We start from the raw sequence: 24,572 nt of genomic DNA, 5'->3' as shown, positions 1-24,572 counted from the left end.
CCCATCGACGGCTCTTCGGTTCTCACAGCGCTTCCTTGCGCTGGAGGTAGGCGAACGCGCCCCAGCCGGGCAGCACCGGTAGCCACAGTGTGAGCAGGCGGTAGAGCAGGACGGCGGATGTCGCCGTCTCCGCGGACAGTCCCGAGATCGTCAACGCCAGGGTGAGGGCGCCTTCGACGGCGCCGAGACCGCCGGGTGTGGGCGCGGCGGAGCCGAGCGCGTTCGCGGTGAGGAAGACCACCATGACGGACGTCAACGGCAGTGCGCCGCCGAACGCGCGGATCGAGGCGTCCAGGCACAGCACGAACGCCAGTGTCAGCAGCAGCGTCCCGCCGAGTCCGGTGGTGAGCTTCCTCGGCGACTGCAGGACGTCCAGCAGGCGGGGCACCACCCCGGAGAACATGCTCTTCAGACGTGATGTGGCCTCCCGCCGGACGCGGGGGACGGTCATCGCCAGCCCGGCCAGCAGTCCCAGCGACAGCACCACGATGACGATCGTCCGGGACGGTGCGAGGTCCTGGGTGGCCTGCGACGTCGACCCGGTGAGGAATCCGAACAGGACCAGCAGCAGGATGTGGGTGACGAGGCCGACGAGTTGTGACGCGCCGACGCTCGCGACCGCCTGGCCCGGCCGTACCCCGGAACGCTGCAGGTAGCGGGTGTTGACGGCGACCCCGCCGACCGCGGCGGGCGCCACGAGCTTCACGAACGACGCCGCGAGCTGGGCGAGGATGGTCCGCCCGAGCGGTAGTCGCTCCGGGACGAAGCCCATCAGCATGAACGATGCCGCGACGTAGGTGAGCGCCGCCGCGCCGAGCGCGACGAGGACCCAGTGCCAGCTGGCCGTGGACGCCATCGTCCCGACGTCCAGGCTCGCCACCTGCGGGATGACGATGTACGCGGCGATCGACAGCGCCACGATGCTGACGACGGTGCGGAGCCGGAAGCGTTCGAGCCGGGCGGGCGCGACCTCCGTCTCCGGTTTCAGCCGGACGATCTGTTCCCGGATGCGGGACAGCAGGTCCCGGTCGTGCCGCAGCGCCGCCCGGGTCGCCCGGGACAGCGCCACCCGCTGCAGCAGCGGCACCGCCGTGGCGAGGGCCTCCTCGCCGAGGACGGTCACGGCGGTGCGGACGGCCCGCTCCGGTCCCACCCGCAGCGCCAGCGTGGTGAGCAGTTGCGCCAGGTCGAGCCGCAGCGCCAGGTCGCCCGCCGCGACCTCCCCGGCGCGCAGGTCGGTGATGTAGGCGTGGCCGTCGTCGCCGACGAGGACCGCGCCGTCCTGGAGCCGCCGGTGCGCGAGCCGTGCCGCCTGCAGGGCGCGGAACTGGCGCCACACGTCCGTCAGGAGGTCGTCGGTGACCTCCTCGTCGGGGACGTCCGTGAGCCGCCGTCCCGGCACGTGTGCGTAGGCGAGCATCGCGGCCTGCGTGCCGACCTCGGACGTTCCGGCGAGGCGCGGGGTGCGGGCGCCCGCCGCGTCCACGGCGTACGCCATCAACGTCTCCTGCTCGAGGGACCGGCGCAGCGACCGCAGCGCCCGCCCGGTCGTCCTGCCGCGCAGCCGCAGCAGCCGCCACATCCGGTACAGCAGGCCCGCCGTCTGCTGGTCGCGGTCGAGGACGTGCAGGACGACGTCCCAGTCGCCACGGTCGGTGTCGGAGCCGGCGGCGGGGCCGGTATCGGGGCCGGGGTCAGGACGTTCGGCGAGGACGACGCCGTACCGGCGGCCCTCCTCGGCGTCGTCGGCGGGGTCGTCGAGGCGCGCGGCCCGCTCCGCCCGCAACCCGAGGCGTTCCAGCGCCGCCACGACCGCCCGGCCGGAGGGCCGTGGATTGGGGGTGCCGACCACGTACAGGGTGCCGTGGCCGATGGCGCGGCCGAGGAAGTAGGTGGCGGCGAGCGCGGCGACCGAGGCGTACGACGCGGTGAGGCCCGTCAGCGCCGCGAGCCCGATCATCGCCCAGGTCGCGGCCTGCCACCGGGCGCGGCCCGCCATTCCCACGGCGGTCACGAACGCGATCACGGGGGCGATGTCGGTGTGGAGGGGGGCGGTGTCGGTGCCGCCCCAGATCAGCGAGTCCAGGACGCCGCCGGGCGCGGCCCGCATGACCTGGTCGTCCAGGCCCACCGTCAGCGCGAACGCGATCATGGCGGCGAGCAGCGCGATCGCGACACGGGTCCCGTCCTTGTGGAACAGCCGTTCGATCGCGAACGCGATCGGGACGGCCAGCACCCCGAAGCTGGACACCAGCGTCGCCAGCGACAGCAGCAGCCGCGGCGCGTGCGCGGTGCCCTCGGCGATGTCGGTCTGCAGTCCCTGCGTCGTCTGCTGCGCGAACGACACCAGCAGCATCACCACCGCCAGCCCCGCCAGCGCCGCCGCGAACCGGATCGCGTCTGAGGGCCGGCGGATCCGGTCGGGTTGGGCGGGCTCGTCCACGCGGACGCCCCCGGGAGCGCTCGGGGACGCGCCGGGCCCCGGCGCGTCGTCGGTGGGCGCGCCGTGGGAGGGCGTGTCGTCCCCGGCCGGCGTCACGTCGTACCGCCGCGCTGACCCTCCGTCATCATGATCGGAATCCCGGGGCCGTCGGCGCGCCGTCGAGCGACGGGCGCCCGGCAGGCGTCGCGTGTCCAACCCGCAGTTCCATCTCCGTCCCGCGTCGCCCGAGGCTCGTTCCGTCCCAGGTGGGAATGCACATCGTAGTGGCTGGTACACCGGTCGCCGCGGCGGCCGTCCCGCCCGCGGGGCGAAGCGATCACCGGATCGGTTCATTGGGTAGGGTTTGTCCAGGACATGCCGTCGACCCTGTGCGGGAGAGATTCCACGCCGCCAGCGTGGGACGCCGAAGGGGCAACCTCCCCGGAACCTCTCAGGCAAAAGGACCGCTCGGGCGAGGCGCCTCTGGAAAGCAGACGTCGCTTCCCTCCCGGGACGGCGCTCACCGAAGGGGAAATCCCGCGGACGCGGGTGAAGCTCTCAGGTGCCGATGACAGAGGGGGAGACCGGCCGCCGGCTCGCGCCCGGCGGTGCACCCTGAGCGACCGCAGCAGCCAGGAGGCTCTCCATGACCGCCCAGTTCTTCGCCCCCGTGGCCGCGCCCCAGCATCCCCGCGCGGCGTTCGCGGACCGGCACGTCGGCCCGTCCCCGGACGACCAGGCGCGGATGCTCGCCGCGATCGGCTACTCCGGCGTCGAGGCGCTGATCGACGACGCGGTCCCCGCGGCGATCCGCACGTCCCGGCCGCTGGACCTGCCGCCCGCGCTGAGCGAGTCCGCCGCGCTGGACCGCCTCCGCGAGCTCGCCGCCCGCAACACCGTCCACACCTCCATGATCGGGCTGGGCTACGCCGGCACGATCACCCCCGGCGTGATCATGCGGAACGTCCTGGAGAACCCCGGCTGGTACACCGCCTACACCCCCTACCAGCCGGAGATCTCCCAGGGGCGGCTGGAGGCCCTGCTCAACTTCCAGACCGTCGTCGCCGACCTGACCGGGCTGCCCGTCGCGAACGCGTCCATGCTGGACGAGGCGACCGCCGCGGCCGAGGCCATGGCCCTCGCGCACCGCGTGTCCAGGAGCAAGGAACCCGGAACGTTCCTCATCGACGCCGACGTGCTCCCGCAGACGATCGAGGTGGTCCGGACGCGGGCGGTCCCGCTCGGCATCGACGTGGTCGTCGCGGACCTGTCCGACGGGCTGCCCGAGGGCGACGTGTTCGGCGTGCTGCTGCAGTATCCGGGGGCGTCCGGGGCCGTCCGCGACCTGGAGCCGGCCATCGCGCGGGCGCACGACCGCGGCGCGCTGGCGGTCGTCGCCGCCGACCTGCTCGCGCTGACGCTGCTGCGCCCGCCGGGCGAGTCCGGCGCCGACATCGCCGTGGGCTCCGCGCAGCGGTTCGGCGTCCCGTACGGCTTCGGCGGCCCGCACGCCGGGTACATGGCGGTCCGCGAGGACATCCGGCGGCAGCTTCCCGGACGGCTCGTCGGCGTGTCCGTCGACGCCGACGGCGCCACCGCCCACCGGCTGGCGCTGCAGACCCGCGAGCAGCACATCCGCCGGGAGAAGGCCACCAGCAACATCTGTACCGCGCAGGTCCTCCTCGCCGTGATGGCGGGCATGTACGCGGTCTACCACGGCCCGGAGGGGCTCGCCGCGATCGCGCAGCGGACGCACCGCCGCGCCGCCGAGATCGCCGCGGGGCTCCGCGCGGGCGGGGTGGAGATCGTCCACGACGCGTTCTTCGACACGGTCCTCGCCCGCGTCCCCGGACGGGCCGCCCAGGTGGTGGCCGCGGCCCTCGACCACGGCATCAACCTGCGGCCGGTGGACGCCGACCACGTCGGGATCGCCTGCGACGAGACGACGCTGCCCGCCCACGTCACCGCCGTCCTCGCCGCGTTCGGCGTCCAGGCGGCCACCGACACGCCCGAGGCCGTCCCGGACGAGCTGCGCCGCGAGAGCCCCTACCTGACCCACCCGGTGTTCCACGCCTACCACTCCGAGACCGCGATGCTGCGTTACCTGCGCAGGCTCCAGGACAAGGACATCGCGCTCGACCGTTCGATGATCCCGCTCGGATCGTGCACGATGAAGCTGAACGCCACCGCGGAGATGGAGCCGATCACCTGGCCCGAGTTCGCGAACATCCACCCGTTCGCGCCCGTCGACCAGGCCGCCGGATACCTGGAGCTGATCGGCGAACTGGAGGCCGCGCTCGCCGAGATCACCGGATACGCGAAGGTGTCGGTCCAGCCCAACGCCGGCTCGCAGGGCGAACTGGCCGGGCTGCTCGCCATCCGCGGCTACCACGCCTCGCGCGGCGAGGAGCACCGGAACGTGTGCCTGATCCCGTCGTCCGCGCACGGCACCAACGCGGCCAGCGCCGCCATGGCCGGGATGCGGGTCGTCGTCGTCGCGTGCGACGAGGGCGGCAACGTCGACCTCGACGACCTGCACGCCAAGATCGACAAGCATGGTGACCGGCTTGCCGCGATCATGGTGACATATCCGTCCACGCACGGCGTCTTCGAGGAGACGATCACCGATGTGTGCGCGGCCGTGCACGACGCGGGCGGCCAGGTCTACGTCGACGGCGCCAACCTCAACGCCCTGGTCGGCCTCGCCCGCCCCGGCGAGTTCGGGTCGGACGTCTCGCACCTCAACCTGCACAAGACGTTCTGCATCCCGCACGGCGGCGGCGGACCCGGCGTCGGGCCGATCGGCGTCCGGGAGCACCTGGTCCCGTTCCTGCCCAACCATCCGTTGCGCGCCGAGGCGGGGCCGGAGAGCGGCGTCGGCCCGATCTCCGCGGCCCCCTGGGGATCGGCGGGCATCCTGCCCATCTCCTGGGCGTACATCGCGATGATGGGCCCGGACGGGCTGACCGCCGCGACCGAGGGCGCCATCGTCGCCGCCAACTACCTCGCCACCCGGCTCGCCCCCCACTACCCGATCCTCTACACCGGCCGCAACGGCCTGGTCGCCCACGAGTGCATCGCCGACCTCCGCAAGATCACCAAGGAGACCGGGATCACCGCCGAGGACGTCGCCAAACGCCTCATCGACTACGGCTTCCACGCCCCGACCCTCGCGTTCCCGGTGGCCGGCACCCTGATGATCGAGCCCACCGAGTCCGAGGACCTCGCCGAGCTCGACCGCTTCTGCGACGCCATGATCGAGATCCGCCGGGAGATCCAGCGGGTCGCGGACGGCGCGTACGACGCCGAGGACAACCCGCTCAAGGGCGCCCCGCACACCGCGGCCTGCCTGATCTCCGACGACTGGAAGCACCCCTACACGCGCGAGGAGGCCGCCTACCCGACGCCCGCCGTCCGGGAGAACAAGTACTGGCCTCCCGTCCGCCGCATCGACCAGGCCTACGGCGACCGCAACCTCGTCTGCTCCTGCCCGCCGCCGGAGGCCTTCGAGGACTGAGGTTCGCCATGTGCCCGGGCCACCGGCCCGAGCAGCGATACGATGACGGCCGGCATCGGCCGCCGCGCCCCGGCGGCCGGTGACGGCCGTTCGCGCGCTCGCCCGCGTTCCCCGACGATGCAGGGCCTCCAGGGCCCGATGAAGGGCAGAAACGCACATGGACACCTCCGACGACCCGGCGCGGTTGTGCGAGGAGGCGAGGGACCTCGCCGAGAACGGCGACGCCGAGCGTGCGGCGCGGCTGTTCGAGCGGGTGCTGGCACTCGGTGAGACGCCCGTCCGGGCGCGGGCGGCCCTCGGACTGGCGGTCGTCCTCGACGACGCCGGTGACGTGGAACGGGCGCGGGACGCGGACCGGACCGCGATCGCGACCGGCGACCCCGAGTACGGGCCGCGCGCCGCCTACCATCTGGCCCTCACGCACGAACGGGTGGGGGAACGGGGTCTGGCCGCGCCCGCGTGGCGGATCGTGGTCGACTTCGGCAACCCCGCGTACCTGCCGCCCGCGCATCTGGCGCTCGCCCGGATCGCCGACGACGCGGGCGAGTTCGACGAGGCCCGCGACCACTGGGAGGCGGTGCTCGCGACGGGCGACGCCGAGTACGGCCCGCCCGCCGCGCACGATCTCGCGCAGCGCCTGCTGGAGCGCGGTGAGCCCGCACGGGCGCAGCGCGTCCTGGCCGCCGGGCTCAAACTGATCGACCGTGTCGCGGCCCCCTACGCGCACGCGCGGCTCGCCGTCGCGCTCGGCATCTCCTACCTCGACCAGGCGATCGGCTCGTTCGGCGCGGCACTGGGCGACGAGCCGTCCGACGCGGAGGTGGGACCGCTCGCCACCGAACTGCTCGCCCGAACGCTCCCGCTGCGCGGACGCGCCGCCGAGGCGGCGGAGGTGTGGCGGCGGGGCCTCGCCGACCCGGCGACCGCCCCACAGGTCCGCGCGCGGCTACGCCGCGACTTCGGCGGCGACGACGACGGCGACCCGGCCGACCTGTGGTGGGAACCGGTCGTCGAACAGGCCGTGTCGGACGGAACACTGCCCGCCCTCGCCGGCGAGGCCTTCGGCGCGCTCGACCACATGTACGCGGTCCTCGCCGTCCGCGACGCCGACCTCGCGGGCGAACAACGACCGGGCGACGCCCACGAGGCGGTCGGCCGGGCGGTCCGCGTACCGAGCGACTACGCCTGGGGCGCGCTACTGAGGGAAAGCTTCGCCGAACGCCTCCGCCTGGCCATGGACGCCCCAGACGCGCCCGAACACTAGCGAGCCCCCGAACATATCGGGGGCGTGAACCACAGCGGTAGCCCGAACACAACGCTGGAGCCGACACCAAGAGGCGATGGCGCGCTCCGCGATGACCTTGGTGATTCGGGCACGGACAAGGTACCCGGTCGGCACGGCGTCGCAGACCCGAACTCCTCGCCGCGGTCGCCAGCGCCGACTCGAACACTGCGGGGGTCCGAACACTGGGCGGGCCTGACCCTCAGCGCGGGCTCGAACCAAGGCGGGGGTCGGAGCCACTGCGGGGGTCCGAACACTGCGGGGGTCCGAACACTGCGCGGGCCTGACCCTCAGCGCGGGCTCGAACCAAGGCGGGGGTCGGAGCCACGGCAGGGGCGGAACCGTAGGGCGGGCCCGAATGCTGGGCGGCGGTGACGCACTAGGCGGCGATGGCGCGTTCTGCGGTGACCTTGGTGATTCGGGCGCGGACGAGGTATTCGGTCGGGACGGCGTTGCGGGATCCGAACTCCTCGGCGCGGTCGGCGCCCATGTAGCGGCCGCCGATCACCGCGGCCCAACGGCGCATCTCGTCCAGGTCCTCGATGAGGGTCGCCTCGGCCTGGAGTGTCACGTAGGAGAACGGCGGGGTCTGGTCGTCCACGCAGAGGGACAGGCGTGGGTCGCGGGCGAGGGCGCGGCCCTTGACGCTGGTGCGGCTCGTGTTGAACAGCACGTCGTCGCCGTCCAGGACGAACCAGATCGGGGTGACGTGCGGGGTGCCGTCCTTGCGGACGACGCCCGCCTTGCCGGTGCGGGTGCCCTCCGACACGAACGCGCGCCACTCACTGTCGGTCATCTTCTCCATGCCGCCCATTTTCCATGCCGCCGGGGCGACACCGCTGGTCAGGTAGTGGGCGGCTACTGTGGGCGCATGGCTGGGCGGATGGACGTCGTGACGGCCCACGGGCCCGCCGAGGTGCTGCTGGACGAGCCGAGTGCCCCGGCGTTCCTGCTGGTCCTGACGCACGGGTCGAACGGGGGAGTGGAGGCGCCCGACCTGCTCGCCGTGCGGGACACCGCGCTCGCCTTGGGCGGCGCGGTCGCGCGGGTGACGCAGCCGTTCCGGCTCGCGGGACGCCGCGCGCCGGGGTCGGCGGTGAAGCAGGACGAGGCGTGGCTGGAGGTCGTCGGAGCGTTGCGGCGGCGGTTCGGCGACGACGTCCCGCTCGTGCAGGGCGGTCGCAGCAACGGCGCCAGGGTGGCGTGCCGGACGGCGACGGCGGCCGGCGCGGCCGGTGTCGTGGCGCTGGCGTTCCCGCTGCACCCGCCGCGCAACCCGGAGAGGACGCGGGTGGACGAGCTGCGTTCGGCGGGCGTGGAGGTGCTCGTCGTCAACGGCGACCGTGACCCGTTCGGGGTGCCGGACGCGGCGGACGCGGCGGAGGTCGCGGTGCTGGCGGGGGAGCGGCACGACCTGAAACGCGATCCCGCCGCGGTCGGGAGCGCGGCGGAACCGTGGTTGCGACGGTGGGCGGGGTCGCGGGGTCGGGCGGCCCGCCCCGTGCGGACGGGCGGCCCGTAGAGGTCGTGTCGGCGGTCCGGTCGGCGGTTCCGGGCCCGGGGAACGGGCCCGGAGGTTCAAGGGCAGGTGAGCCGTGCCCCCGAGGATGATCACCCGTTTGAACTAGCCCCCCGTGGGAGCCGTTCAGGCGGCGGACGGAGCCAGCGGATCCGTCGGCCGGTGCGGTGCGATGATTCCCCCGTCGGGCAGCAGCTCACCGGTGTCCTCGAACAGCACGACGCCGTTGCACAGCAGGCTCCAGCCCTGTTCGGGATGGGAGGCCAGCGTCCGGGCGGCGTCGCGGTCGGGTGCGTCGTGCGAGGGACAAGGTGGCTGGTGCGGGCACATTGTGTGCCTCCGGTTCAACTACTGGTCGGTCGTGGTGCTTTCCTTTTTGGACGCCTCTCAGTGTGGAACGGTTCGCACATTCCGGCCATAGCCCGTTGGGACGGTTGTCCGTTGGTACTGGAGTACCGGGGACGTGTGACCCGTCTCACTCGGAGGTGCCAGACCCAGCGTTTCCGTTCCGGGATAACGGAGGGAGAACGACACGCCGTCGGCGCGTGAAAGCCCTACGATGTTCGGCGGGAACGGCCTTGGCGAGGCGTGGGGGGAGTGAGGCCGGTGCGGGTCGCGCTGTCCGTCGCCTGTTTCGATGACGCGCTGTTCCCCGGTACCGGCAAGGCGATGACCGTGCTGCTGGAACGGCTCGGGCACGAGGTCGTGTACCCGCCGGGGCAGACCTGCTGCGGGCAGGTCCACTGGACGTCCGGTTACCACCGCGAGGCCGCCGACCTGGCCCGCGCCTACACCGCGGTGTTCGAGGGCGCGGTGCGCGACGGCGCCGAGGTGGTCGTGGCGGCGTCGGCGTCGTGCGCGGCGACCGTCCGGGCCGCCTACCCGCGGATCGCGCGCACCGCCAGGGACCCGGGGCTCGCCCGCGCCGCCGAGGGGATCGCCGTCCACGAGCTGACGGAGTTCCTCGTGGACGTCTTAGGCGTGACCGATGTCGGCGCGTACTTCCCGCACCGGGTCACCTACCATCCGTCGTGCCAGTCCACGCGGACGCTCGGCGTCGCCGACCGGCCGTTGCGGCTGCTGCGCGCCGTCCGGGGTCTCGACCTGGTGGAACTCCCGGCGGAGGGGGAGTGCTGCGGTTTCGGGGGCGCGTTCGCGATGAAGAACTCCGATGTGTCGGTCGCGATGGTGGCCGACAAGGTCCGGCACATCCGCGACACGGGGGCCGACGTGGTCTGCGCGGTCGACAACTCCTGTCTCGCGCACATCGGCGGCGCGCTGTCCCGGTTGCGCGGCGGCGTCCGGACCTTGCATCTTGCGGAGATCCTCGCCGCGACGGGGCCGGCGTGACGGCCTCCTCCCCGCGGACGACGCCCTCCTCCGCGCGGACGAGCCCGCCGACCGCGGCGGGCGGGGCGGTTGCGCTGCCGATGCCGAAGTTCGCCGTGGCCGCCCGGTCGGCGCTGGCCGACACCGGCCAGCGCCGGAGTCTGCGCGTCGCGGTCGCGGCGGCGCGGGAACGCGAGGCGGCCGCGGCGGCCGAGCTACCCGACTGGGAGGAACTGCGCGAGACCGCCCGCGCCGTCGGGGACGCGACGCTGCTCGACCTCGACACGCACCTGGAGACGCTGGAACGCGCCGTCACCGAGGCGGGCGGCACCGTGCACTGGGCCGCGGACGCCGACGAGGCTCGCGCCATCGTGACCGGACTGGTGCGGGCGGCCGGTGCGGACGAGGTCGTCAAGTCCTCGTCGGCGACCCTCAGGGAGATCGGGCTGACCGGCGCGCTGGCCGACGCGGGCGTGACCGTCCACGAGACCGCGCTGGCCGATCTGGTCGTGCGGCTCGGCGACGACGAGCCGTCGCACCTGCTGTCGCCCGCGCTGCACCGCGACCGCGCGGAGATCAGGGAACTCTTCCTGCGGACCGGCATGGTCATGACGGAGTCTTCGGCGGACACCGATCCGGGGGAGGCCGCGGACGGGTCGCCCGACGATCCCGCCGCGTTGGTCGCCGCCGTCCGCGCCCATCTGCGCGAACGGTTCCTGCGCGCCCGTGTCGGGATCACCGGCGCGAACTTCCTCGTCGCCGAGACCGGCACGCTCGTGACGCTGGAGTCCGAGGGCAACGCGCGGATGTGCGCCACCCTCCCCGACACGCTGATCACCGTCGCCGGAATCGACAAGGTCGTCCCGACATGGGCCGACATGGAGGTGTTCCTCCAACTCCTGCCGCGCTCGTCGTCCGGTGACCGGATGACGCCGTATGTCGCGTGCTGGACGGGGGTGGCGCCGGGCGACGGGCCACGCGCGTTTCATCTCGTCCTGCTCGACAACGGGCGCACCAGGGCCCTGGCCGACGAGGTCGGCCGCGCCGCGCTGCGCTGTGTCCGCTGCTCGGCCTGCATGAACGTCTGTCCCGTCTACGAGCGCACCGGCGGTCAGGCGTACGGCCCGGTCCATCCGGGGCCGATCGGCGCGATCCTCACCCCGCAGCTGCGCGGGGTGGACGGCGCGGCGGACGCGTCCCTGCCCTACGCGTCGACGCTCTGCGGCGCCTGCGCCGACGTCTGCCCGGTGAAGATCGACATTCCGGAGGTGCTGGTGCACCTGCGCGGTCTGGTGGTCGAGTCGCGGCGCCGCCGGCCCGTCCCCACGCCGGAGCTGATGCTGATGCGCGGCCTGGCGTGGACCATGGCCGACCCGCGCCGCCACGAGACCGCGCTGCGGCGCGGCACCCGGTGGGCGCGGCTGCTGTCGCGCGGCGGCCGGATCCGGCGCCTGCCGGGCCTGCTCGGGAAGTGGACGGAGGCGCGTGACCTGCCCGCGCCGCCGGCGGAGAGCTTCCGCGCGTGGTGGACGCGGAGCCGGCCGTGACCCCCGCCGGCAGACCGGTCGGACCGGTCGGCGCGGGCTCGCGCGCGGAGGTGCTGCGGCGGGTCCGGGAGGCGCTCGGCGGGGCGCGCGGCCCGCGCCCGCCGGTGCCGCGCCGCTACGCGCGCCGGCTCTCCGACGCCGAGGCCGGGACCAGGGCGGACGTTCTGGCCCTGTTCACCGAGCGGGTCGCCGACAACCGCGCGGCGGTGCGGCATGTGAGCGCCGACGAGCTGGGCACGGCCGTCGCCGCCGCGCTGTGGGGGCGGGAGGCCCGGCAGATCGTCGTCCCGGCCGACCTGCCGTTCGGATGGCTCGCGGAGCTGGACGGCGTCCGCGCCCTGGCCGACGCCCCGGCGGTCGACACCGGCACGCTCGCCGCCGTGGACGCCGCCGTCACCGGCTGCGCGGTCGCCGTCGCGCAGACCGGGACGATCGTTCTGGACGGTGGCCGCGCGCAGGGCCGGCGGGCGCTCACCCTCGTCCCCGGCTACCACCTGTGCGTGGTGCACGCCGACCAGATCGTCGGGACGGTCCCGGAGGCGGTGGAGCGGCTCGACCCGTCGCGTCCGCTGACGTGGATCAGCGGGCCGTCCGCGACCCACGGGATCGAGATGGTCCGCGTCGAGGGCGTCCACGGCCCCCGCCATCTGGAAGTCCTCGTCGTGGAGGACTGAGCCGCGACCCGGCCGGGCCGGGGCTCAGCGCACGCCGCCGATGACGAGGTCGAGGCCCGCGGTGAAGCGCGCGTCCCAGTCGGTCGTCCGGTCGGCGCCGTCCTCGACGGTGCCGCGCGCCTCCAGCGCGGCGTGCCCGATGACGTACCCGAGCAGGGTGTGCGCGGCGACGGCGGCGGTGTCCTCGGGGACGCCGCCGCGGCGGAGCACCTCCCGCAGCGACGCGACGGTGGTGGTGAGCGCGGCGGGGTTGCGGCGGGTCACGACCAAGGGGAGGACGCCCGCGTGGGCCAGCAGCCGGGTCCGGTAGTCGGTGGCCCAGGCGCGCAGCACGTCCCGCCAGGCGCCCCGGGACGCGTCGGCCCCGGTGTCGGCGGGCGCGGAGGCGACGTGCGCGACGAGCCCGTCGAGGAGCTGTTCCTTGCCACGGGGAAGGTGGTGGTAGATCGCCATCGCCTCGACCTCCAGCGCGTCGCCGAGCCTGCGCATGGTGAGCCGGGCGAGGCCCTGGCCGTCGACGATCCGCAGGGCCGCCTCGATGATCCGCTCGGTGGACAGGGGCGCGCGGTGCTGAGCGTTGATGCTCGGTTGACGAACCATGAGAACTGACCTTACTACGTAAAGGGCGGTGGCGGGGTGTCCGCCGTCACGACACGCCGACGGTCCGCGTACGCTTTCCTCGACCGAACACTGTCGAGGGCCGAGGAGTGACCGATGCCGCTGGGCCGCCGGGTGAGCAAGGACGTCGCGGAGCCGTACGAGGCCGACCAGCGGCTGGCCGCCGAGTACGAGGACCGGCTGGCCGCCGCCGGGGCGGCGGAGCGGGCGCTGCGGGACGCGCAGGGCGCCGACACGCCCGAGTCGGAGCTGCGGGCGCTGACGGTCGCGTTCGACCGGGCGATGACGGACGTGCTCGCCGCGGCCGAGGCGGCCGAGCGGGTCGCGATGGGCCCGCAGGTGTACTCGGTCGAGACGCAGGACGCCAAGACGCGCCGCGCCGCGGAGATCGCCTACCGCAAGGCCAAGGCGCGGCCGGACGTGCGACCGTGGACCGACGAGGTCGACCGGCTGCGCACCGCGCGGGAGGCGCACCGGCTCAGCTTCCGGACGCGACCGACCGCGATCGTCTGAGCGGGGCGGCACGCCGGGGGGCGTGCCGTCCGGCGGTGATCCGTCGGGTGATCCGACGTGGGTTTCGACGTGTGACGACACAGCGTCACCGGGTGGCACGGGCCGCCGAACTTTGAGAGTCTGCCCTCTCGGGGGAACGCCGGGGCGCTCGCGCCGCAGGTCGCAGGCCGGGACCGGCGCGCGGCGGCGCCACGGCGGGGGAGGGCACGCTGCGCAGCAACTTGTGCTCTGGACGCGGGGGGAAGTCACGTGGAGCGCACGCCGCCGGACCGGTGCCGTGTACTGGAGTCCTATCAGGACGGGGTGCGGGCGATCCGGGAACTGGCGGAGAGGGTCGGTGACTGGGAGGCGCCGACCCCCTGCACCGACTGGCGACTGATCGACCTCGCCGGGCATCTGCGCTGCGTCGCGGAGAACTACCTGGAGTACCTGCAGGACGCTCCCGACAGCCGGCTGGCGAAGCTGTTCGCGCGGGACGCGGCGACGGCGGTGCTGATCAGGCAGCAGGCACGGCAGAACGCGGCGGAGCTGGCGGTGCTGCCGCCGGAGCCGGGCCCGGACCGGATCATGGCGTTCGGGGTGTCGGCCGGGGCGTACGCGGACCTGATGCCGGACATGTGGGACCGGACGCATCTGATCTACCGGGGCACCAAGTACACGGTCGGAGATCACGCGGGCGCGGCGTGCGTGGAGTGGCATCTGCACGCCTGGGACATGGCCCGCGCCGTGGGGGCGCGGTACCGGCCGCGGGATCCGGACCTGCTGGTGTCGGCGTGGCACTGGGGCGTCCCGCATCTGCCGCTGGCGTCGGGGGACGCCTGGGAGTCGGTGCTGCGCTCCTCGGGCCGGTCGCCGAACTGGCCGGGCCCCGACACGGGTCCGGGTGCCCGGACGCGGATTCGGCGGGGCGGTGTTTCACCGTCGTGTGAGCGGTCATACGCCCCAGACGACTCCGCCGCACGACGTGTACCGCCGGCCGGGCGGCGGAAGGGAGACCCGGGCACGCCCGGGTAGGCAGTGATCTGCGGCGCGGCGGGGGAACGGAGACAGGACCGATGGCGACCTGCGAAGTCTGCGGCAACGAGTACGACATGACGTTCGAGGTGCACGCGCAGGGCGAGGTGCACACGTTCGACTCGTTCGAGTGCGCGGTGACCCGGATGGCGCCCGTCTGTGAGCACTGCGGGTGCCGCATCATGGGCCACGGCGTGGACGTGGACGGACACTGGTACTGCTGTGCCCACTGCGCCCGCGCCGTCGACCCGGAGCGTGGACGTCAGGCAAGGGACGCCGTGCTCGCGTGAGAATCGTGCTCGTGTAGAACGTTCTGATGTAGGGCCTGTTCGTGCGGGGTGCCGTTCAGGCGTGGGCCGCGGAGAGGCCGTTGCCGAACGGGCGTTCGCGGCCGTCCTCCAGGTAGACGGCGCGGCCCGTGGCCATGGCGCGCAGGCTGGGGTCCATCCGGCGTGCCACGTGCGGGGGAGCCAGTTCGGGGATCTTCTCGGGAGCGACGAGGATGTGGTCGGACAGTTCGTCGGGCGGCAGCCGGATCGCGGCGATCTCCTCCCCGGTGATGCTGCCGCCGAAGACGAACACGTTGACGGCGTCGACGCCGTTCTCGCGCGGCGGGCCCCAGTCGACGCAGGCCAGGCCGTGCAGGCGGGGGACGAGGCCGATCTCCTCCTCGCATTCGCGCACGCACGCCGCCAGGGGGGACTCGTCGGCCTCGATGACCCCGCCGGGCAGGGTCCAGCCCTCGCTGTAGGTGGGTTTGACCAGTAGGACCCGCCCGAGGTCGTCCAGGAGCAGGGCCGCCGCGGCGCCGCGGGCGCGCGGCAGTGAGGCGTAGTAAGCAAGGTCGGGCATGTACCGAGGTTAGGCGCGATCATCGCCTCATGATCCGGTGCGGATTCCGGCCGGGGCCGCATCCGTCCACGAGATCACCGGGACGCCGCGAATCCGTTCGACATTCAAGTAAAAGGCGACGAAAGGGGCATTCCGGGGGTCGACAACGCTTGACACGCGATCGTCAAGGCTTCCCGCCCCGTCCCGGTGCCGAACACCGGTCCGAGCCTCCGACCTGGGGAGACTCGGGAGATGAACGCCGTTCGAAGTCCAGGTGACCACTGAGACCCGGTGGTGCCGCGCGCACTGTCGGTCGGGCGGCGTGTCCGTGCCGGATCATCCCGCGCTCGCTTACCCAGAAAAGCATACCGATCACCCACGGTGATACTGGATACTGACTCCGCTACACAGCGAGTCGATTCCAATTCAAAGGGTGATGATGATCAAGGTGAGTGGGCAGCGGGCGGCGTGGCGTACGGCCGCCGCGGTGGTCCTCGTAGCGATGTCGGTGGGCCCGGTCACGCCGGCCGCCGCGACCGGTGCGGAGCGGGCGGACGCCGAGCCGGGTCTGCGGATCACGCGGTTCCTGGGAGAACGGACCGTGCCGCACCTGATGAAGGTCCAGGGCACCACGTTCGGGGGCGTGTCGGGCATCGACCGCGACCCCCGCACCGGAACCTGGTACCTCATCTCCGACGACCGGTGGCGTTACGACCCGGCCCGTTTCTACACCGGCCGCGTGGACATCGCCCCGGCCACCGGCGCCTTCACCGGCGTGACGATCACCGGGGTCAGCACGCTGACCCGGCCGGACGGGACCCCCTACCCCGGCTACGCCAAGCCGGAGTCCGCCGACCCGGAGACGATCCGCTACGACCCGGCCACCCGCCGGCCGCTGTGGGGCAGCGAGGGCGACCGTCCGACCGAGTCGAAGCCGGACATCCCGCTGTCGGACCAGTTGCTCCAGTGGGCGGAAACGGACGGCCGGTACCGGGGGAGCCTGCCGCTCCCGGCCAACACGAGGTTGACCGGCACGCGGAGCGGGCCGCGCCGCAACGGCGGCTTCGAGAGCCTGACGTTCACACCGAAGGGCATCGCCGCGATGCTGGAGGCCCCGCGGTACGAGGACGGGGACCCGCCCACCGTGGAACACGGCGCCGTGACGCGTCTCACGCTGTGGGATCGGGCCGGTCGCGTCCGCGCGCAGTACGCCTATCCCGTCGAGCGGCTTCCCGCGGCTCCGATTCCCAGCGACGGCCACTCCGACAGCGGCGTCTCGGAGATCCTCGCGCTCGACGCGCACCGGTTCCTGGCTCTGGAACGAAGCTGGATCCAGGGGGTCGGCTACCGGGTGGGACTGTACGAGTTCGACACCCGCGGGGCGACCGACGTGCTGGGCCGCGACGCCCTCGCCCCTGGCCGCCCGTTCCGGACGGTGACCAAGCGGTTCGTCGCCGATCTCGGCCGCTACGGCGGCTCGAGGCAGAACCTGGAGGCGATGGCCTGGGGGCCGCGCCTGAAGTCCGGGGAGTGCACGCTGGTGGTGGCGTCCGACGACAACTTCAGCCAGGAGGAGGTCACCCAGTTCCTCGCGTTCGCCGTCCGGGGCTGCCCGTCCGGGTGACGGCGTGGAGAGGGACATGAAAGGCGTAGGGCCCACGGGACCGAACACGGTCCCGTGGGCCCTACGCGGTGGTGTGCGATCAGACGGCGAAGTCGAGCAGCGGACGGGCGTTGCTGGGGTGCCGCAGCTTCGACAGCGACTCCTTCTCCAGCTGCCGGATCCGCTCACGGGTCAGCCCGAGCGCCTTACCGATCTCGTCCAGGGTGCGGGGCGTCCCGTCGTACAGCCCGAACCGCATCGCCATGATCTTGGCTTCGCGCGGGGACAGGATGTCGAGGGTGCGGCGCAGCTGGTCGGCCATGAGCTGCCGGTCCACCAGCTCGGACGCCTCCGGGCTGTCGGTGTCCTCGATGAGGTCGCCGATGCGGGTCTCGCCGTCCTCCCCGATGGTGGAGTCCAGGCTGATCGGCTGCCGGCTGGTGCGCAGCAGCTCCCTGACCTGCTCGGGGCTCTTGTCGAGCTCGACGGCCAGCTCCTCCGGGGTGGGTTCGCGGCCGAGCCGCTGGTGCATGTCGCGCTCGACACGGCTGAGCTTGCTCAGCATCTCCAGAACGTGCACGGGCAGCCGGATCGTGCGGGCCGAGTCGGCGAAGCCGCGCTGGATCGCCTGCCGGATCCACCACATCGCGTACGTGGAGAACTTGTAGCCCTTGGAGTAGTCGAACTTCTCCACGGCGCGGATCAGGCCGAGGTTGCCCTCCTGGACGACGTCCAGCAGCGACAGGCCGCGGTCGGAGTACTTCTTGGCGACCGACACCACGAGCCGCAGGTTGGCCTCCAGCATGTGGGCCTTGGCGCGGCGGCCGTCGGCGGCGACCCATTCCAGGTCGGCGCGCATGGTGGGGGAGAGGTCCTCGTTCTCCAGCTTGTGCTCGGCGTACAGGCCCGCCTCGATGCGCTTGGCGAGGTCGACCTCCTGCTCGGCGGTGAGCAGCTGGCGGCGCCCGATGGCCTTGAGGTAGGTGTGCACCGAGTCGCCCATGGCGGTCGACTGGTCGTCCAGGTCGGCGCCGCCCTCGGTGTCGGCGGCCTCGACCTCGGTCACCTCGAACTCGTCGTCGGCGGTGTCCGCGGCGGTGGCGCCCTCCCCGCCGGCCTTCTCGGTGGCCTTACGGGTGGTCTTGCGGGTGGTCTTGGCGCCGCGTTCGGCGGCGGTGCCGCGCGCGCCGGCGGTCTTGCGGGGGGCGCGCTCGGTGGTTCCGGGCGTGGCCTGGGCGGTGTCGCCGCCGTCGTGGTCGGCGGCCGCGGCGAGCTTGCGGACGCCGTCGGGCTCGCCGGCGAGGTTGATGCCGGCCTCGGACAGCTCGCGCAGGATGGAACGGCCCTGGGCCGGGCTGATGCCGGCCGCCTCGAAGGCCCCCCTCACCTCGTCGAGCGAGAGGCGCCCTTGGGTGCGGCCACGCTTCAGGAGGTCGTCGAGGGCGGGGCTCGCCGACTCCGTGAGCGGGGTCTCTACGGCGCTTCGCGGCATGGGGACACCCCCCTCCCTTCGGTGGTGTGAAGTGCGGCGCGGATTGTGTTCGCTCGTGGCGCACGCACTTAACGGAACGTCGCACGGCGGGGTCCTTGTTCCCGCCGGCCTCTGATCGGCGTTCCGCCGCGGACCGTGGAGGAGCGATCCAGAAGGTCGTGGTGCCCGAAGTGGGCGGTTTCACACCGCGCCCGTCCCAGCAGAACCTTACTGCGTAAAGGCCGCGGACGTGGTGCGAACTCCACACGCGATCAGTACGACATACAACGCAAACGCCTGCGGTCCGGCTTCCCGGAGGCGAGCAGCGGAATGGCGTCCACGAGTTCGAGTTCGTGCGGCGCCGCGTACGCGGGCATCGTCTCGCGGACGAGGGCGCGCAGCTCCGGCAGCTCCGGTACGCCGGACGTGCCGGGGACGACGACGGCGGTGACGCGTTCGCCCCATTCGGGGTCGGGGCGTCCGATCACGACGACATCGCGGACCTTCGGATGGTGGGACAGGGCGGCGGCGACCTCGCCCGCGACGACCTTTTCCCCGCCGGTGTTGATCACGTCGTCGAGCCGGCCGCGGACGCGGAGCCGGCCGTTCTCCAGGACGCCGAGGTCCTGGGTCAGGAACCAGTCGCCGTCCCGGGCCGCGGCGGTCTCCTCGGGACGCAGCCGGTATCCGGTGAACAGGGACGGGCCGGCGAGGCGGATCCGGCCGTCGTCGCCGAGCGCGACGCGGGTGCCGGGCAGCGGTGTCCCGTCGTAGACGCAGCCGCCGCACGTCTCGCTCATGCCGTAGGTGGTGAAGACGCGGCCGCCGCGGTCGCGGGCCTCGGCCAGCAGGGCGGGTGCGGCGGCGGCGCCGCCGAGGATGATCGCGCCGAATTGCGACAGGTCCGCCCCGGCGTCCAGGAGGCGGCGCAGCTGCGTCGGGACGAGTGACACGTGCGGGCCGTCCGCGGCGGCGGCCGTGACGGCGGCCGGGTCGAACCGGGGCATGATGATCGGGTCGGTGGCGGCGACGAGGGCACGGACGAGGACCTGGATCCCGGAGATGTGGCTGGTCGGCACGCAGCACAGCCACCGGTCGCCGGGCGCGGCGCCGATGCGGGTGAGGGTGCCGGTGGCGGAGTGCCGCAGCGCGGCGGCGGACAGCTCGACGAATTTGGGGGCGCCGGTGGAGCCGGACGTGGCGATCAACACGGCGGTGTCGGCGTGGACGGGGGAGTGCCCGCCGCGCGGGCGGTACGGGGTGAGGCCGTCCGCCGTGCGGATCGCGTCGGGGGCGAGGGCGTCCAGGAGAGCGTGCAGCGCGGGTTCGGGTTGGTCGGGGGAGAGGGGGCAGAGCGCCGGGCCGCCGTCGAGGGCGTCCGCCAGGGCCCGGAACAGGTCGGGGCCTGGCGGGAGCAGAGCGGCGTGCAGCGGGCGGTCCATGATCCGTCCAGGGTAGACGACCCCGCTGAACGCGTTCAAACATGGGGGCGGTTGAATGGGGTGGAGCGCCGCGGTCCCCGGCCGGGCGCGGCCCCCGACGGAGAGGGAGACGTGGACGAGATGGTCTCGGAGCTGTTCGACGCGGACGCGTGGAAAGAGGTCGAGGGGTTCGGTTTCACCGACATCACCTACCACCGGGCGGTGGATCACGGGACGGTCCGGGTGGCGTTCGACCGGCCTGAGGTGCGCAACGCGTTCCGTCCGCACACGGTGGACGAGCTGTACCGGGCCCTGGACCACGCGCGGATGTCGAGTGACGTCGGGTGTGTGCTGCTGACGGGGAATGGGCCGTCCCCGCGGGACGGCGGGTGGGCGTTCTGTTCCGGCGGCGACCAGCGGATCCGGGGCCGGGACGGCTACCGGTACGCCGACGGTGAGACGTCCGACACCATCGATCCGGCGCGGGCGGGGCGGCTGCACATCCTGGAGGTGCAGCGGTTGATCCGGTTCATGGGCAAGCCGGTGGTGTGCGTGGTGCCGGGTTGGGCGGCGGGCGGTGGGCACAGCCTGCACGTGGTGTGCGATCTGACGCTCGCCAGCCGTGAGCACGCGCGGTTTAAGCAGACCGACGCGGACGTGGCGAGTTTCGACGGCGGGTTCGGTTCGGCGTATCTGGCGCGGCAGGTCGGGCAGAAGTTCGCCCGCGAGATCTTCTTCCTCGGTGAGACCTACGACGCGGAGGCCGCGCACCGGATGGGCATGGTCAACGCGGTCGTGCCGCACGCGGAGCTGGAGGCGACGGCGCTGGAGTGGGCGCGGAAGATCAACGGGAAGAGCCCGACGGCGCAGCGGATGCTGAAGTTCGCGTTCAACCTGGTCGACGACGGTCTGGTCGGGCAGCAGGTGTTCGCGGGTGAGGCGACGCGGCTGGCCTACGGCACCGACGAGGCCGCCGAGGGGCGGGACTCGTTCCTGGAGAAGCGCGACCCCGATTGGTCGCGTTTCCCGTGGTACTACTAATGGTCGAACTCACAGTGTGATCCGGTAAACGGTGATTAGGCGGGCAGGTCAGGGGGTCTGGCGGGTGCGGGTGTACTCCATCCCGATGCGGACGCGGTTCCGCGGTGTGACGCGGCGGGAGGGCGTGCTGATCGAGGGGCCCGCCGGGTGGGGGGAGTTCTCGCCGTTCGCCGAGTACGGTCCGGCCGAGTGCGCGCGGTGGCTCGCGGCGGCGCGGGAGGCCGCGTTCGACGGGTGGCCGGCGCCGGTCCGGGACCGGGTGCCGGTGAACGTGACGATCCCCGCGGTCGGGCCGGATCGGGCGTTCGCGATGACGAAGGAGTCCGGTTGCCGCACCGCGAAGGTGAAGGTGGCCGAGCGGGGGCAGAGCGACGCCGACGACCTGGCGCGGGTGGAGGCCGTCCGGGACGCGATCGGCCCGGACGGGCGGGTCCGCGTCGACGCGAACGGGGCGTGGGACGTCGACCACGCGGCCCGGATGATCCGGTCGCTGGACCGGTGGGAGCTGGAGTACGCCGAGCAGCCGTGCGCGACGCTTGAGGAGCTGGCGGTGGTGCGGCGGCGCGTGGACGTGCCGATCGCGGCGGACGAGTCGATTCGCCGTGCCGAGGATCCGCTGCGGGTGCGGGCCGTCGAGGCCGCGGACGTGGCGGTGCTGAAGGTGCAGCCGCTCGGCGGGGTCGCGGCGGCGCTGCGGGTGGCGGAGGCGTGCGGGCTGCCGGTGGTGGTGTCCAGCGCGGTGGAGACGTCGGTGGGGTTGGCGGCGGGTGTGGCGCTCGCGGCGGCGCTGCCGGAGCTGCGGTACGCGTGCGGGCTGGGCACGCTGTCGTTGTTGGACGGCGATGTGGTCCATGATCCGTTGGTGCCGGTGTCGGGGGAGATCCCGGTGCGGCGGCCCGTGGTGGACGAGGAGGCGTTGCGCCGTTGGGAGGCGCCCGACGACTCCGGTTGGCGGGAGCGGCTGCTGGCCGCGCAGGAGCATCTGGGGGGACCCCCGGTGATCGAGGCCGGTCCGTGAACCCGGCGACGGCGCTGGCGACGGTCCTGGTGGACGAGCTGCTCCGCTGCGGCATGACGGACGCGGTGCTGGCGCCGGGGTCGCGGTCGGCGGCGTTGGCGCTGGCGTTGCACGCGGCCGAGGAGGCGGGGCGGCTGCGGCTGCACGTGCGGATCGACGAGCGGTCGGCGTCGTTCCTCGGGCTCGGGATGGCGAAGCGGTCGGGGCGTCCGGTGGCGTTGGTGTGCACGTCGGGGACGGCGGCGGCGAACTTCCATCCGGCGGTGATCGAGGCGCACGAGTCGGGGGTGCCGCTGATCGTGATCACGGCGGATCGTCCGCCGGAGCTGCGGGACACGGGCGCGAACCAGACGATCGACCAGGTGAAGCTGTACGGGACGGCGGCGCGGTGGTCCACGGAGGTCGGTGTTCCGGAGAACCGTCCGGGGATGGTGGCGTACTGGCGGTCGTTGGTGAGCCGCGCGTGGGGTCTGGCGCAGGCGCCGGTCCCGGGTCCGGTGCATCTGAACGCGGCGTTCCGTGAGCCGCTGATCCCGGACGGCGACGAGTCGTGGTGCGAGCCGCTGGACGGTGATGTCACCGGGGCGTGGACGAAGGTGCGGGCGGCGACTCCGGGGTCGGTGCTGCATGTTCCGCCGACGCGTCGGGGCGTGCTGGTGGTGGGGGACGGGGCGTCCAACGTCAAGCGGTACGTGGCGGCGGCGTCGATGGCGGGCTGGCCCGTGCTGGCGGAGCCGAACGGCAACGCCCGGTACGGCGATCACGCGTTGTCGTCGCACCATTTCCTGTTGGGGGTTCCGGAGTTCGTGGAGCGGCACCGTCCGGAGGTGGTGGTGACGCTGGGCAAGCCGGGGTTGTCGCGTCCGCTGCTGTCGTTGCTGCGCCGGGCGGAGGAGCACATCGTGCTGGCGCCTGATCTGGCGCACTGGCCGGACCCGGTCCGGTCGGCGACGCAGGTCGCGCCGGAGGTGGAGATCCCGGTGGTGTCGGGCGACGACGCGTGGTTGAAGTCGTGGCGGGCCGCGGATCTGGCGGCCGCGGCGGCGGTGGACGAGGTGCTGGACGCGGTGCCGGGGGTGAGCGAGCCGCGGCTGGCGCGTGATCTGGTGGCGGCGTTGCCGGGCGGGTCGTTGCTGTTCACGGCCGCGAGCATGCCGATCCGTGATCTGGACCAGGTGATGCGGCCGCGCCGCGGTATCCGGATCATGGCGAACCGTGGTGCGAGCGGGATCGACGGGCTGGTGTCGACGGCGATCGGCGCGGCGTTGGCGCACAGTGGGCGTTCGTTCGCGCTGTTGGGTGATCTGGCGTTCCTGCACGACCAGAACGGGCTGATCGTGGGTCCGCGGGACCGGCGTCCCGATCTGGCGATCGTGGTGGTGAACAACCAGGGCGGGGGGATCTTCTCGCTGCTGCCGCAGGCGGCGTTGGCGGGGCCGTTCGAGCGGGTCTTCGGGACGCCGCACCAGGTGGATCTGGAGGCGGTGGCGGCCGCGCACGGCGTCCCGTACCGGCTGTTGGACGCGCCGGCGTCGTTGCCGAAGGCGATGGTGGGGGAGGGGCTGCGGATCGTGGAGGCCCGCACCGACCGGCATGCGAACGCGGCGCTGCACGCGGAGATGCGCAAGGCCGCGCACGCCGCCGTCCGCGCCACGCTCACCTGACCGTCTTCACATGAGCGTCGCCCGCCAGAGAACTCAAGTCTGACCTTACTACGTAAAGGCACCCGGTGAGATGCTTAGCCAACAACACAACACCAAAAACCAACCCCAACGGCCTACCCGAGAAGCCGGGTGTGGAGGGCGTCGGTGTCGTCGGGGCTCCAGCCGTGGAGGGTGAGCCAACCGATCGTGCCACCGAACTCCTCGTCGACGCGGGTGAGGAACTTGTCCATGACGGCCGCGTGGGGGAGGTGGGTGTCGGTCGGCCGGGAGTTCAGGTCGGCGGCGTAGGTGTCGCTGGCGCGCAGGCGTCGCAGGACGGCGTCGAGTCGTTCGCCGGTCTGGGCGTAGTCGGCGACGATCGCCTCGCGGGTGACTCCGGCGACGTCCAGGGCCAGGGCACAGACGACGCCGGTGCGGTCCTTGCCCGCGGCGCAGTGGACGAGGGAGGCGCCGTCGGTACGGGTCATGACGCGGAGGGCGGCCACGATGGAGTCGCCGCGGTCGTTGAGGTACCCGAGGTAGATGCCGAGTGAGCGGTCCTGTTCCGAGCCGGCGCGCTCCGAATCGGTGTTGGAACGGTCCTGCCAGGGGATGGCCTTGTCCACGTCGGCGGTGTCGGCGGTGGCGTCGGTGTGGCGTCCGCGTTCGGGGAACAGCGAGAGCTGGTGGACGGTGACGGACGGTATGCGTGTGAGGGGTCCGGGGCCTTCGAGGTGGACCTCGGCGTTGCTGCGCAGGTCGATGATGTTCTTGACGTCGTAGTCGTCGATGAGGAGCCGCACGTCGGTGAGCGTGAGGTCCTGCAGGTTGTCCGCGCGCAGGATGCGGCCGCGGCGTGTGGTGCGGCCGTCGAGTGTGGGGAGTCCGCCCAGGTCGCGGGCGTTCGCCGCGCCGTCAAGCGCGATCCAGCGAGTGCCGTCGTCCATGGCGTTTGACTTTATATGGCCGTCATGTCCCGGCGGTGGCGCAGGGTCGGGGTGGTGATCGCGGGGGGTGTGGTTCCGGGGGTTGAGGCGGGTGGTGCGGTGCCGGGACCTGGGAGCCAGGTGAGGGATGGCTCTGTGGCGGGTTACTCGCGGGGGTTCACG

Annotated in this window: 21 protein-coding genes and 2 riboswitches; of the genes, 13 read left to right on the top strand and 8 right to left on the bottom strand. The window is 73.0% G+C overall.

Annotation, left to right across the window (positions count from 1 at the left end):
• Positions 1–22: 22 nt before the first annotated feature.
• Entirely contained in the window at positions 23–2,539 is a 2,517-nt protein-coding gene (locus tag BZB76_RS21240; RefSeq protein ID WP_337959763.1) for a flippase-like domain-containing protein, read from the bottom strand.
• A 265-nt stretch (positions 2,540–2,804) separates the two neighbouring features.
• A riboswitch (glycine riboswitch) is annotated at positions 2,805–2,899 on the top strand.
• A riboswitch (glycine riboswitch) is annotated at positions 2,900–3,007 on the top strand.
• A 61-nt stretch (positions 3,008–3,068) separates the two neighbouring features.
• Here BZB76_RS21240 and gcvP point away from each other — a divergent pair.
• Together gcvP and BZB76_RS21230 are read left to right on the top strand one after the other, a co-directional pair.
• Entirely contained in the window at positions 3,069–5,939 is a 2,871-nt protein-coding gene (gene gcvP / locus BZB76_RS21235) for an aminomethyl-transferring glycine dehydrogenase (protein ID WP_121436086.1), read from the top strand.
• Between the two features lie 157 nt (positions 5,940–6,096).
• Positions 6,097–7,203 carry a tetratricopeptide repeat protein gene (locus BZB76_RS21230; RefSeq protein ID WP_121436085.1) on the top strand — a complete coding sequence of 369 codons (1,107 nt, stop codon included), beginning with the start codon at positions 6,097–6,099 and terminating at the stop codon, positions 7,201–7,203.
• Between the two features lie 397 nt (positions 7,204–7,600).
• On the opposite strand, the gene BZB76_RS21225 is transcribed toward BZB76_RS21230, so the two are convergent.
• Complete coding sequence (locus BZB76_RS21225; RefSeq protein ID WP_211343102.1) at positions 7,601–8,026, bottom strand: PPOX class F420-dependent oxidoreductase; 426 nt, start codon at positions 8,024–8,026, stop codon at positions 7,601–7,603.
• Positions 8,027–8,092: 66 nt separating this feature from the next.
• On the opposite strand from BZB76_RS21225, the gene BZB76_RS21220 reads away from it, so the two are divergent.
• Positions 8,093–8,743: an alpha/beta hydrolase family protein gene (locus tag BZB76_RS21220; protein ID WP_420534804.1), complete on the top strand. Its 651-nt coding sequence runs from the start codon at positions 8,093–8,095 to the stop codon at positions 8,741–8,743.
• A 123-nt stretch (positions 8,744–8,866) separates the two neighbouring features.
• Here BZB76_RS21220 and BZB76_RS21215 read toward each other — a convergent pair whose 3' ends face one another.
• Complete coding sequence (locus BZB76_RS21215; RefSeq protein WP_117402622.1) at positions 8,867–9,070, bottom strand: DUF5999 family protein; 204 nt, start codon at positions 9,068–9,070, stop codon at positions 8,867–8,869.
• 276 nt (positions 9,071–9,346) lie between these two features.
• Here BZB76_RS21215 and BZB76_RS21210 point away from each other — a divergent pair, with 276 nt between their 5' ends.
• The 3 genes from BZB76_RS21210 (at position 9,347) to BZB76_RS21200 (ending at position 12,290) form a co-directional block, all read left to right on the top strand.
• Positions 9,347–10,090: a (Fe-S)-binding protein gene (locus BZB76_RS21210; RefSeq protein ID WP_121436082.1), complete on the top strand. Its 744-nt coding sequence runs from the start codon at positions 9,347–9,349 to the stop codon at positions 10,088–10,090.
• A gap of 80 nt (positions 10,091–10,170) precedes the next feature.
• Positions 10,171–11,616 carry a lactate utilization protein B gene (locus tag BZB76_RS21205; RefSeq protein WP_121436081.1) on the top strand — a complete coding sequence of 482 codons (1,446 nt, stop codon included), beginning with the start codon at positions 10,171–10,173 and terminating at the stop codon, positions 11,614–11,616.
• A complete protein-coding gene (locus BZB76_RS21200) occupies positions 11,613–12,290 on the top strand; it encodes a LutC/YkgG family protein (RefSeq protein ID WP_121436278.1) in 678 nt (225 codons plus the stop codon). The genes BZB76_RS21205 and BZB76_RS21200 overlap by 4 nt, the downstream gene beginning before the upstream one ends.
• A gap of 24 nt (positions 12,291–12,314) precedes the next feature.
• On the opposite strand, the gene BZB76_RS21195 is transcribed toward BZB76_RS21200, so the two are convergent.
• Positions 12,315–12,890 (bottom strand): TetR/AcrR family transcriptional regulator, encoded by a 576-nt coding sequence (locus BZB76_RS21195; protein WP_121436080.1) that lies wholly within the window; start codon positions 12,888–12,890, stop codon positions 12,315–12,317.
• 114 nt (positions 12,891–13,004) lie between these two features.
• On the opposite strand from BZB76_RS21195, the gene BZB76_RS21190 reads away from it, so the two are divergent.
• From BZB76_RS21190 to BZB76_RS21180, 3 genes are all read left to right on the top strand, one after another.
• Positions 13,005–13,421, top strand: a complete 417-nt coding sequence (locus tag BZB76_RS21190) for a plectin (RefSeq protein ID WP_121436079.1) — start codon at positions 13,005–13,007, stop codon at positions 13,419–13,421.
• 249 nt (positions 13,422–13,670) lie between these two features.
• Positions 13,671–14,435 carry a maleylpyruvate isomerase N-terminal domain-containing protein gene (locus BZB76_RS21185; RefSeq protein ID WP_121436078.1) on the top strand — a complete coding sequence of 255 codons (765 nt, stop codon included), beginning with the start codon at positions 13,671–13,673 and terminating at the stop codon, positions 14,433–14,435.
• Between the two features lie 41 nt (positions 14,436–14,476).
• Positions 14,477–14,725: a hypothetical protein gene (locus tag BZB76_RS21180; RefSeq protein ID WP_117402613.1), complete on the top strand. Its 249-nt coding sequence runs from the start codon at positions 14,477–14,479 to the stop codon at positions 14,723–14,725.
• A gap of 55 nt (positions 14,726–14,780) precedes the next feature.
• Here the strand turns inward: BZB76_RS21180 and BZB76_RS21175 are convergent, their stop codons facing one another.
• Positions 14,781–15,287 (bottom strand): NUDIX domain-containing protein, encoded by a 507-nt coding sequence (locus BZB76_RS21175; RefSeq protein ID WP_121436077.1) that lies wholly within the window; start codon positions 15,285–15,287, stop codon positions 14,781–14,783.
• A 427-nt stretch (positions 15,288–15,714) separates the two neighbouring features.
• On the opposite strand from BZB76_RS21175, the gene BZB76_RS21170 reads away from it, so the two are divergent.
• Entirely contained in the window at positions 15,715–16,890 is a 1,176-nt protein-coding gene (locus BZB76_RS21170; protein WP_246007089.1) for an esterase-like activity of phytase family protein, read from the top strand.
• A 79-nt stretch (positions 16,891–16,969) separates the two neighbouring features.
• Here the strand turns inward: BZB76_RS21170 and BZB76_RS21165 are convergent, their stop codons facing one another.
• Together BZB76_RS21165 and BZB76_RS21160 are read right to left on the bottom strand one after the other, a co-directional pair.
• Complete coding sequence (locus BZB76_RS21165; protein WP_121436076.1) at positions 16,970–18,361, bottom strand: RNA polymerase sigma factor; 1,392 nt, start codon at positions 18,359–18,361, stop codon at positions 16,970–16,972.
• Positions 18,362–18,612: 251 nt separating this feature from the next.
• Positions 18,613–19,782 carry an AMP-binding protein gene (locus BZB76_RS21160; protein ID WP_121436075.1) on the bottom strand — a complete coding sequence of 390 codons (1,170 nt, stop codon included), beginning with the start codon at positions 19,780–19,782 and terminating at the stop codon, positions 18,613–18,615.
• 120 nt (positions 19,783–19,902) lie between these two features.
• Between BZB76_RS21160 and BZB76_RS21155 the strand changes: the two genes are divergently transcribed.
• From BZB76_RS21155 to menD, 3 genes are all read left to right on the top strand, one after another.
• Positions 19,903–20,802 carry a 1,4-dihydroxy-2-naphthoyl-CoA synthase gene (locus BZB76_RS21155; RefSeq protein WP_121436276.1) on the top strand — a complete coding sequence of 300 codons (900 nt, stop codon included), beginning with the start codon at positions 19,903–19,905 and terminating at the stop codon, positions 20,800–20,802.
• 85 nt (positions 20,803–20,887) lie between these two features.
• Positions 20,888–21,820: an o-succinylbenzoate synthase gene (locus BZB76_RS21150; RefSeq protein ID WP_246007088.1), complete on the top strand. Its 933-nt coding sequence runs from the start codon at positions 20,888–20,890 to the stop codon at positions 21,818–21,820.
• Entirely contained in the window at positions 21,817–23,484 is a 1,668-nt protein-coding gene (gene menD, locus BZB76_RS21145; RefSeq protein WP_121436073.1) for a 2-succinyl-5-enolpyruvyl-6-hydroxy-3-cyclohexene-1-carboxylic-acid synthase, read from the top strand. The genes BZB76_RS21150 and menD overlap by 4 nt, the downstream gene beginning before the upstream one ends.
• Positions 23,485–23,597: 113 nt before the next feature.
• Here the strand turns inward: menD and BZB76_RS21140 are convergent, their stop codons facing one another.
• On the bottom strand, positions 23,598–24,410 hold the full coding sequence (locus tag BZB76_RS21140; RefSeq protein WP_121436072.1) for a tyrosine-protein phosphatase: 813 nt from the start codon (positions 24,408–24,410) through the stop codon (positions 23,598–23,600).
• Positions 24,411–24,572: the final 162 nt, after the last annotated feature.

This window comes from Actinomadura pelletieri DSM 43383 (assembly GCF_003634705.1).
GTDB classification, from domain to species: domain Bacteria; phylum Actinomycetota; class Actinomycetes; order Streptosporangiales; family Streptosporangiaceae; genus Spirillospora; species Spirillospora pelletieri.
The sequence above is the reverse complement of the archived record's forward strand: the minus strand, read 5'-3'. Positions and strand labels throughout refer to the sequence as shown.

What these genes read in the sequence shown, in the direction of transcription:
- BZB76_RS21190 (WP_121436079.1), top strand. Translation starts at nt 13,005, where the DNA reads ATGCCGCTGGGCCGCCGGGTGAGCAAGGACGTCGCGGAGCCGTACGAG.
- BZB76_RS21220 (WP_420534804.1), top strand. Translation starts at nt 8,093, where the DNA reads ATGGCTGGGCGGATGGACGTCGTGACGGCCCACGGGCCCGCCGAGGTG.
- BZB76_RS21215 (WP_117402622.1), bottom strand. Translation starts at nt 9,070, where the DNA reads ATGTGCCCGCACCAGCCACCTTGTCCCTCGCACGACGCACCCGACCGC.
- BZB76_RS21155 (WP_121436276.1), top strand. Translation starts at nt 19,903, where the DNA reads ATGGTCTCGGAGCTGTTCGACGCGGACGCGTGGAAAGAGGTCGAGGGG.
- BZB76_RS21150 (WP_246007088.1), top strand. Translation starts at nt 20,888, where the DNA reads ATGCGGACGCGGTTCCGCGGTGTGACGCGGCGGGAGGGCGTGCTGATC.
- BZB76_RS21140 (WP_121436072.1), bottom strand. Translation starts at nt 24,410, where the DNA reads ATGGACGACGGCACTCGCTGGATCGCGCTTGACGGCGCGGCGAACGCC.
- BZB76_RS21225 (WP_211343102.1), bottom strand. Translation starts at nt 8,026, where the DNA reads ATGGAGAAGATGACCGACAGTGAGTGGCGCGCGTTCGTGTCGGAGGGC.
- BZB76_RS21195 (WP_121436080.1), bottom strand. Translation starts at nt 12,890, where the DNA reads ATGGTTCGTCAACCGAGCATCAACGCTCAGCACCGCGCGCCCCTGTCC.
- BZB76_RS21165 (WP_121436076.1), bottom strand. Translation starts at nt 18,361, where the DNA reads ATGCCGCGAAGCGCCGTAGAGACCCCGCTCACGGAGTCGGCGAGCCCC.
- BZB76_RS21205 (WP_121436081.1), top strand. Translation starts at nt 10,171, where the DNA reads ATGCCGAAGTTCGCCGTGGCCGCCCGGTCGGCGCTGGCCGACACCGGC.
- BZB76_RS21175 (WP_121436077.1), bottom strand. Translation starts at nt 15,287, where the DNA reads ATGCCCGACCTTGCTTACTACGCCTCACTGCCGCGCGCCCGCGGCGCC.
- BZB76_RS21160 (WP_121436075.1), bottom strand. Translation starts at nt 19,782, where the DNA reads ATGGACCGCCCGCTGCACGCCGCTCTGCTCCCGCCAGGCCCCGACCTG.
- BZB76_RS21180 (WP_117402613.1), top strand. Translation starts at nt 14,477, where the DNA reads ATGGCGACCTGCGAAGTCTGCGGCAACGAGTACGACATGACGTTCGAG.
- gcvP (WP_121436086.1), top strand. Translation starts at nt 3,069, where the DNA reads ATGACCGCCCAGTTCTTCGCCCCCGTGGCCGCGCCCCAGCATCCCCGC.
- BZB76_RS21230 (WP_121436085.1), top strand. Translation starts at nt 6,097, where the DNA reads ATGGACACCTCCGACGACCCGGCGCGGTTGTGCGAGGAGGCGAGGGAC.